Annotated in this window: 8 protein-coding genes; 5 read left to right on the plus strand and 3 right to left on the minus strand. The window is 62.8% G+C overall.

What is annotated here, in order from left to right; all coding sequences use genetic code 11:
* From VIW95_RS02520 to VIW95_RS02530, 3 genes are all read left to right on the plus strand, one after another.
* A partial coding sequence (locus VIW95_RS02520; RefSeq protein ID WP_331583704.1) for a hypothetical protein occupies positions 1-313 on the plus strand: 313 nt, incomplete at its 5' end.
* Positions 310-678 (plus strand): VOC family protein, encoded by a 369-nt coding sequence (locus VIW95_RS02525; RefSeq protein WP_331583706.1) that lies wholly within the window; start codon positions 310-312, stop codon positions 676-678. The genes VIW95_RS02520 and VIW95_RS02525, both read left to right, overlap by 4 nt.
* Positions 678-965, plus strand: a complete 288-nt coding sequence (locus tag VIW95_RS02530; RefSeq protein ID WP_331583708.1) for a hypothetical protein — start codon at positions 678-680, stop codon at positions 963-965. Before VIW95_RS02525 ends, VIW95_RS02530 begins: the two co-directional genes overlap by 1 nt.
* Positions 966-1189: 224 nt before the next feature.
* On the opposite strand, the gene VIW95_RS02535 is transcribed toward VIW95_RS02530, so the two are convergent.
* Positions 1190-1606 carry a DUF6306 domain-containing protein gene (locus tag VIW95_RS02535; RefSeq protein ID WP_331583710.1) on the minus strand — a complete coding sequence of 139 codons (417 nt, stop codon included), beginning with the start codon at positions 1604-1606 and terminating at the stop codon, positions 1190-1192.
* Positions 1607-1633: 27 nt separating this feature from the next.
* Entirely contained in the window at positions 1634-3376 is a 1743-nt protein-coding gene (gene sppA / locus VIW95_RS02540; protein ID WP_331583712.1) for a signal peptide peptidase SppA, read from the minus strand.
* A gap of 76 nt (positions 3377-3452) precedes the next feature.
* On the opposite strand from sppA, the gene VIW95_RS02545 reads away from it, so the two are divergent.
* A complete protein-coding gene (locus VIW95_RS02545; RefSeq protein WP_331583714.1) occupies positions 3453-4712 on the plus strand; it encodes an MFS transporter in 1260 nt (419 codons plus the stop codon).
* A gap of 152 nt (positions 4713-4864) precedes the next feature.
* Positions 4865-5716: an SDR family NAD(P)-dependent oxidoreductase gene (locus VIW95_RS02550; protein ID WP_331583716.1), complete on the plus strand. Its 852-nt coding sequence runs from the start codon at positions 4865-4867 to the stop codon at positions 5714-5716.
* A gap of 62 nt (positions 5717-5778) precedes the next feature.
* Here VIW95_RS02550 and VIW95_RS02555 read toward each other — a convergent pair.
* The coding region (locus VIW95_RS02555; RefSeq protein WP_331583718.1) for a hypothetical protein at positions 5779-8615 on the minus strand (2837 nt) is incomplete at its 5' end.

Genomic DNA, 8615 nt, shown 5'->3' on the forward strand with positions numbered 1-8615 from the left:
GCTCAACGACGTTTGCGATTCTCCCGACGTCGTGCGATGCCGGCTGCACGACGGTAAGATAACTCTCGTGCATCGGCGGTTGTGGCCGGCGCTGGTAAAGATGGCGCAGGCGTTCGACACCGATCGTCTATCTGCTGTTCGCGAGGAACATACCTCCACCGGAGCGCATCGAATGACTGCCGTCAAATTTCCCGACTGGGTATCCACTGACGCCCGTGCGGCTGCGAAATCTATTTCAGCGGAGGAAGCGGCGGAGCAGTTGGGTCCACTACTGACCAATCGAACGGCACACAAATCGGAGGCACGCCGATGATCAAAGCGCGCGGATTGAGGCACATCAATCTCAATGTCAGGGACGTCGGTCGATCGCTCAAGTTCTACCAGGAAGCATTCGGTCTAGAGGTTAAATTCTGGGAAGGGAAGACAATGGTCTTCATTCATTCGCCCGGCGTGAACGAAACAATCACTCTGTGCCAGGTCAAGACGGACGATCCGGTTGCCGGAGGCGGCGTTTCGCATTTCGGGTTCTCGATCCCCAAAAACAGTCTCGATGAGATGGTGCGTCAGATCGAAAATGCCGGCGGGAAGCTGCAACGCCGCGGCGAGCATGCGCCCGGCGTCCCGTATGCCTACTTCGCGGATCCCGATGGCTACGTGATCGAGCTGGGGAATTCGTAGTGAAGCACGCTGGACCCGATGCGCTTGACCGACTCGAGCCGATCCTCGATGAGATTCGTCGGCTCGGCGGACTCAAGGAAAAAAAACGCGGGGCGTTCTACTGCGGTTCGAGTGGGTTTCTGCATTTCCATGAAGACCCGGCGGGATTTTTCGCCGACCTGAAAGTTGGCGACGACTACGTGCGCTTCCCGATCAATTCGACGACGCAGACGCGAACTTTCCTGCGCCGCGCCGCGGCCGCGCTCAATTCCGCGAAGAGCGGCCGCCGCCACGCCGGCGCTGACTAGTCCGCTGTCCGAGCGCGACTCCGAATCTGCTGTCGGGACCGGAGCGATGGCGAAAATTCATGTCGTTGCCGCAATGCGGACAATTGACGTCGTTGTATCTGACGAAGCGCCCGCAGAACGGGCACATATAGCGGTGCCTTGCCTTCCAATAGAAGTACCCCGCCGTCAGCCCGACCATCAGCAGGCCGATGATAGTTTGCCGCACGAGACCTGCTCCGTCGCTGTCAGACGACGCCTTGCTTCAGCGACTCTTCGAGCGCGCCAATATTGACCCGGTGGCCCTCGGCCATCACGACCAGAAACGCTTTGAGCTGCCCATCACCGATGGTCGGGACGTTTTCCTCGATTTTGCGAATCACCCATCGCTGTCCGCGATTCAGCAATTCGAGCTTCCCGCGAAATTCTCCGACCGCGCGAATTTTCTCGACGAAGTCGCCGGTCCTGGTCGACGGACTCCCGCCGAGCCGGCGCACATGCGCCGACAGCTCACCGGCATAGTAGCCCTCGTCATGGCCGACCTTCTTGAGCATCTCGCGAAGTTCGAGCGAATGCGCCAGCTCGGTGAGCTCGTGCAGAACGCGTCCGCCGGCGCGCTCGGCTTCGGCCAACGAATTTAGAAATCCTTCGAGTTGCGAATCCATCGGCTGGCCTCCGCCATTGTTTGACGATCAGAGCATCGGCACCACGGGACAGTACGCGGCGCTGAAAATCGCGTGACCGCTCAGCGCTGCGTGGATCAATTCGATGACGGGCTCGACCAGCCGCACCGCCGGACGCTGGGTGAACAACGCCGTCATCTTGCCCTTGCTCAGAGACTGCAGCAGTCCAGGCTGCTCGGGAAGCTCGATGATTCCGACCTGCTGATCGGGCGCGATACGCGCCAACCCCTTCGCAGCCGCTATCGCGTCATCGAGTCCGCCGAGCGAATCGACCAGCTTGAGCTTGATTGCCTGCTCTCCGGTCCAGACCCGTCCCTGCGCGACCGAGTCAGCCTGCTCGACCGTGATGTGGCGGCCGGCCGCGACCAGTTTCAGAAAGTACTGGTAGTTGCGCTGGATGTCGTCCTGGAACTGCCTGGATTGCGCGGGTGTGAAGTCGGTCCACATGTCGAACATCCCGACGTTCGCCCCGCGGCTCACGGCGTCGGTGTTCGCATAAATTTTTTGGGTCGCGGGTGTGATGTTGAACTTGCCTCCAAGTACCCCAATCGATCCGGTGATCGTGCCGGGCTCGGCGATGATTTTCGCGGCCGGAATTGAAATCATGTATCCGCCCGAGGCGGCATACCCAGACATACTGACGACGACGGGCTTCTTCTTGGCGGTCAACTCGACCTCGCGGTCGATTAGTTCCGACGCGAGCATCGAGCCGCCGGGCGAATTGACTCTCAGGATCACAGCGCGCACGTCGTCATCCTCGCGCGCGGACTTGAACGCTGCGGCCATATCGTCGGAGGTCATTGCCGTCGTGTCGGGACCCGAGAACGGATCGAATCCTTCGCCGCTGCGCTGTATCTCTCCATTCCCGTAAATCACCGCGATTTGGTCTCCGGTGGCCAGGCTGGAAAACAAACTCGCGCGCGCGTAATCGGTGTACTCGACCACCCGGTGTACCGAGCCGCCGTGACTTTTCACACGCTCGGTGAACTCGTCTTCATATTCCAGCCGATCCACCAAACGCGCCTTAAGGCCATCGTCTGCATTTATCGGTGCTTGATCGATCAAACCCTTGATCGTGTCGGGACTCAGCTTGCGCTCCGCGCTCATCGCGGCGACGATCTGATCGAACAGACTGCCGGCCAGCCCCTCGTCCTCCTCCTTTTGCGCCGTCGTGAAATCCTTGTTGGTGAACATGTTGGCGGCGCTCTTGTACTGCCCCGCCGACGCGAAATTCGGCGTGATCCCCATCCAGTCGAGCGTGCCGCGCATGAACAGTTCGCGCAGCTGGACGCCCATCAGGTTGAGGTCGCCTCGCGGCATCAGCGAGACTTCGTCGGCGGCGCTCGCGACCATGTAGGGAGTGTTGCCGAGGCCCGATTCGCCGGCGGTCTCGAGGTACGCTTCGGTCCACTTGCCGTGGTCCTTGAACGACTTGATCAGCGCGACGATCTCCTGCGCCTGCGCGAGTTCCATCTCAGGGTTGAGTACCTTGATTTCGAGGCCGACGATCTTCGGATCCTTGGCGCCGTGATCGATCGCATTGCGCAGCGTGTTGAGTGCCGTCTCATTCTTGCTGAGCAGTCCGAGCACGCTGCTGCTGCCGCGCTCGACGACCGTTCCGTCAAGTTCGACCGACAGCACCGAGTTGGGCTGCACGCGATGCGCCATGTGCTCCGAGACGGCGACGATCACGACCAGCACCACGACGATGATCACTGTTCGTAAAATCCATCGAAAAAAGCGTCTGAACATTCACTCCTCCAAGACAAACCCGCGCTGCGTCCTTGACAGTCGCAACTGGTATGAATAGCCAACCATACCCGATTGCATGGAGCCAGTCGCCAAAATACCACCGCCCGAGCTGCTGATGAACCAGCGCGAGCCCGGCGCGATACACCTGAGGATCGTCGCGCTGGCCTTCGCCGCGTGGATTTTCGACTTCTACGATCTGATTCTCTACTCGTTCTTGCTGGTCCCCGTCGCGCGCGAACTCCATCTGACGGCGGAGCAGTCGTCGCTGGCGCTGGGCACGTCGCTGCTGATGACGGCGCTCGGCGGAGTCGTCTTCGGCTTCCTCGGCGATCGCTACGGGCGCAAACCAATGATCGCGACGACTGTCGCCATCTACGGCATCGGCACCGCGCTATGCGGATTCAGCCAGAGTCTCGCGCAACTGATCGTGTTCCGATCGATAACCGGACTCGGGATGGGCGGCGGATGGGCTCCCGGACAGAGCCTGGTCGCCGAGAGCGTCCCGGCCGAGCGACGCGCGCGCTACGCCGCATACGTGCAGACGGGCGCGCCGCTGGGAGTTTTGCTGGCGGCGGCTGCGGGCGGTTATCTCGCGCCCGCAATAGGATGGCGGCTGACGTTCATGCTGTCGGGCGTGCCCGCGATATTCGTCGTCGCCGCGGTGTTGAAGTGGATGCCCGAGAGCGACGTCTGGCGCCGCACGCGCACCGAACTCGGCGGGCGCGGCGTGGACTTGCGCGCGATTCTCGTGCACCGGCGCATCTTCGCGCTGTTGTTCGTCGTCGTCCTGCTCAACTCCGAAGCGTACTGGTTCACGTACACCTGGATGCCGGGATACCTCGAACTCAAGCGCGGCCTCACAGCCGTGGCTGCGAGTCGTCTGCTAATCAAGATGCAAATCGGCGGCGTGCTCGGCTACTTGACGTTCGGGCGCGTCGCCGACAAATTCGGGCGTCGTCCCGCGTTTTGCGCATACGGTCTGCTGATGGCGGCCGGCACGCTCCCGCCTACGATTCTGTGGAATTCGGCGGTAGTGGTGCCGGGACTCATCTCGGCCGCGATGTTCACCGCTGGATTCGGTACCGGCATCTGGGCGGGAATCGCGCCGATGATCGCCGAAATGCTGCCGACGCGGATTCGCAATACGTCGCTCGGATTGCTGCTCAACGTCACGCGCGGATTTCAATTCTTCACGCCAATTTTGATCGCGATGCTGGGCGCGCGCGTCGGTTTCGGCGCGACCCTGTCGCTCGGCGCACTCTTCTCGACGATGGGCGCCCTGCTCGTCTGGATACTCCCCGAAACCCGCGGCCGCTCAATCACCGCGCTGGACTGATCTTAATACTGGGTGCAGGGGTCACTCCTGCCCAAGGAAGCGTGAAACCCAGGAGGGGTTTCACATTCGATTACGTTCCTCGCTATAAGAAGTGTAGGGCCGCGACGAGATCGTAAATCACGCGGACCCTGCATCACCAAGGAGATCTGAAATTGGCAAAGCTCAAAGGCAAGGTGGCAATCGTAACCGGCGCGAGCCGCGGTATCGGCAAGGCGATCGCGGAACTGTTCGCCAAGGACGGCGCGAAGGTGGTGTGCTCGGCGCGCACGCTCAAAGAAGGCGAGCATCCGCTTCTGGAAGGATCGCTCGAGACGACCGTCGCCGGAATCAAGAAGTCGGGCGGCGAAGCGACCGCCGTCACCTGCGACGTCTCGTCCGAAGCCGACTGCGAGAAACTCGTCGAGGAAACGCACAAACTCTACGGACAGATTGACGTGCTGGTGAACAACGCGGCGCTGACCTATTTCATCCCGGTCAAGGATTTCCCGCCCAAGCGCTGGATGCGGTCATTCGCGGTAAACCTCCACGGCCCGTTCATGCTGGCGCATCTCGTGCTCAAGGACATGATCCCGCGCAAATCCGGATCGATCGTCAACATCTCGTCGGGCGCGGCGATCGGACCAGGCCGGGGACCATACAAGATCGCGACGGTGTTTCGCGGCGGCGTATGCTACGGCGCGGAGAAGGCGGCGCTCGAGCGCTTCACGCAGGGCCTCGCGGAGGAAGTTTACGACGACGGAATTTCGGTGACGTGCGTATCGCCGTCGCAAGTCGTCGCGACTCCGGGCACGGTGCATCACCATCTCGTCACAGGTCCCGACGATCCCACGGGAGAGCCGGTCGAGTGGATGGCGCAATCGGCGCTCATCCTCGCCACCGAACCGCTCGACAAGGTGACGGGCCTGGTCACGTACAGTCAGCCACTCCTTAAGCAGTTCGGCGTGATCGAAAAAGGCGTCGGCATCGGATTCGATCGCAAAGGCAGCGGCTACAGTTTGATTTAGTCGCGCGCGCGATTCTCACTGAAAAAATGGCGCGGCGATCATCAGATCGTCGCGCCGGTCTGCTACGCGGCTTGAGGGATTCGCAGTGAAATAATTCGCGAGACGCCAGGGCGATCCATTGTTACGCCGTGAATCTGGTCGGCGCGCTGCATCGTGCGCTGGTTGTGCGTGATCACGATAAACTGGGAGCGCAGTTTCAGCTCGGCCATCAGGGTGGTGAAGGCGGCGAGGCTGAATTCGTCGAGCGGGGCGTCAACTTCGTCCATCACGCAAAACGGGCTGGGGTTGAGCAGGAACAGCGAGAAAATCAGCGCCATCGCGGACAGCGCCTTCTCGCCGCCTGACAGCAGGCCTATTTCCTTGACCTTCTTGCCGGGCGGCTGCACGAGAACGTTGACTCCCGCCTCGAGCACGTCGCCGTCGTCTGTCAACTCGAGCCGTCCCTTGCCGCCGCGCAACAGCTTGGGAAATAACTCGGCAAAGTTTTTCGCCGCACCTTCGAAGGTCTCGGCGAAGCGCTTGCGCGCCTCGCGATTCAGGTGCGTGATCGTTTTGGTCAGATCGTCGAGCGCGCTCTGCAAGTCGGCGCGCTCGGTGCCGAGCACTCCCGCGCGTTCCTCCAGTTCTTTGACTTCGCTGTCCGCCGCCAGGTTCACCTCGCCGATTCGCTCCATCCTGGCGCGCAGCTCGACGATTCGCGCGTCGTCTTCGGCGGCGATTCTTCCGTCGAGCGCTGGAACAATCTCGGCCGCTATCACGTCGAACTCGGCGCCAAACTTTTCGATGAATGCTCTCGCCAATTCCTCACTTAGTGCGCGGGCCCGTTCACGCTTGAGTCCGCATTCGTTCGCATCGGCTTCCAAAGCCGTCAACGATTCCTGAGCGTTCTTGAAGTCCGCGCGACGCGCTTCGAGTTCATGCTCTGACGCGTCGCATTGGGCGCGCAGGCGCGAGAGTTCAGCTTCGAGTTCGGTCTCGCGGGCGTGTGCGGCTTGATCTTGAGTGGAGAGAGTCTCGAGTTCGCGCTCGAACTCGGCGCGCTCGATGTGCGAGCGTTCCAGAGTTGCGCGATGCTCGTCGATCTGCGCGTCGAGTGAGTCCGCTTCGCGCTGCGCATGCGCCAGTTCGCTTTCCAGCGCGCCGAGTCGGGACTTGCGTGCCTCGACCTTCGAGGCGACTTCGAGCATCACGGCGCCAATTTCTTCCGCTGCGGCGCGCAGCGACCCGATCTCACCGGCCATCACGCTCAAGCGTGCGCGCGCCTCCTGCTCGATCTTCGCGAGCTCTTCCAGGCGCGCGTTCGAGGCGATCACCAGCTCCGCCAGCTCATTGAGCCGGCGATGCGAATTGCCGCCGTTGGCTTCCGCCAGCGCGACCGATTGTTCGGCGCGGGCGAGCGCGCCGCGTCTTTCGTTGGCGACCCGCTCTGCTTCGCGCGCCTTGCTCCGTCCCTGCTCGAGCTCGGCGTCCGCGCGCTCGCGCCCAGCGCGAACGTCGGCGAACTGGCCGACGCGCGTGCGATGCTCTTCTTCCGCTCGCGCCAGCTCTCGGGTCTCTGCTTCGATTGCGGCGAGGTCCACCGCGGCATGACTGTCTTCGGCGCTGCCGCCGCTGATCATTCGACCCGGCATCACCAGGTCGCCATCACGCGTTACGAAAACAGTGCCGTGACCGTTGAGATTCGACGCGGCCAGCGCGGAACGCAGGTCGTCTGCGAGCATCACGTGACCGAGCATCGCTTCGGCGACCGGCGAGAAGCGCGACTCGATTTCGAGCATCTCGACCAGCCGTCCCGCGATGCCGGGCGCATCGATTGCCGGATGCGCCGCGATTGAGGCGTCGGGCTCCTGCACGAAGTCCATGCGGCCGGCGCGATTCTCCTTGAGAATTTCTATTGCACGCAGCGCGAACTGCGGCGACTCGACGATCACCGCGTCCATCTGATCGCCCAGCACGGCTCTGAGAGCGGGCTCCAGCGCGAGCGGCGCGCGTACCACCTGCTTGAGGATCGAAGGATCAGTGGCGGGACGATCGCCGTTGAGCGATTCGAGAATCGTGCGCAGCCGCAGATCGACGCCTTTCGATGAATGATTTACCTGCAGTTCGCCGCGCGCGACCAGCACGCCACGCAGCGAATTGACGCGCGCTGTCAGATGGTCGAGCGCGGTGCGCGCCTCGATCTCTTGCTCGGCGGCCTTGCGGCGCGCTCCTTCGAGATCAGTCGCAACTGCGCGCGACGCTTCGAGGTCCGCTTCCGCTGCGCGCATCAACTCGCGCGCGGTTTCGAGCTCTGCGGCCAGGGCAGGCGCTCCGAGAATCGTAGTCTCAAGCCGCTTTTCGAGATCGGCACGCTCGCCGGCGAGATCGCCGAGCCGGCCGCGAATCACTGCGGCCTCGCGCACGACGTCGGACAGATCGTCCTTGCATTCTTCGCCGCCGCGCTCGGCCAGCTTGTGTTCGCGGTTGGCGTTGTCGTGCTTGAGCGAGATTTCCTTGAGCGCGGCGTCGGCGTCGCCGCCGCCTGCTGCGATTTCGCGCGCGAGGATCGCGCCGGCTTCCGCACGATTCGCGCGCGCGAGCGTCGTTTTGGATTCCAGATCGACGAGCCGCGCGCGCAGCTCGATTTCGAGCTGCGCGGTGGCGTCGAGCCGCCGCTGCAGGAACGCGCGCGTGCGCGCGCGTTCTTTCGCGCCGCTGTGCAGATTCTCGAGCTCGCGCTGAGCACCGCCCAGCTCCGACCGCGCCGATTGCGCAGCCGACGCCGCGCCCTCGACCTGCTCGCGGATTGCCGCGGCGCCGGCGCGAGCGCCGTCGAGCGCGCTCTTCAGCTCCGCGTCGCGACCGGTCTGGGTCGCCAACTCTTCTCGCTGATCGATCAGGCGTCGGGCCGCGGCGTAGC

Origin of the sequence: Binatus sp. (SeqCode) (assembly GCF_036522015.1) — a bacterium.
In the GTDB taxonomy this organism is placed as follows: Bacteria; Desulfobacterota; Binatia; order Binatales; family Binataceae; genus Binatus.

What these genes read in the sequence shown, in the direction of transcription:
- VIW95_RS02525 (WP_331583706.1), top strand. Translation starts at nt 310, where the DNA reads ATGATCAAAGCGCGCGGATTGAGGCACATCAATCTCAATGTCAGGGAC.
- VIW95_RS02535 (WP_331583710.1), bottom strand. Translation starts at nt 1,606, where the DNA reads ATGGATTCGCAACTCGAAGGATTTCTAAATTCGTTGGCCGAAGCCGAG.
- sppA (WP_331583712.1), bottom strand. Translation starts at nt 3,376, where the DNA reads ATGTTCAGACGCTTTTTTCGATGGATTTTACGAACAGTGATCATCGTC.
- VIW95_RS02545 (WP_331583714.1), top strand. Translation starts at nt 3,453, where the DNA reads ATGGAGCCAGTCGCCAAAATACCACCGCCCGAGCTGCTGATGAACCAG.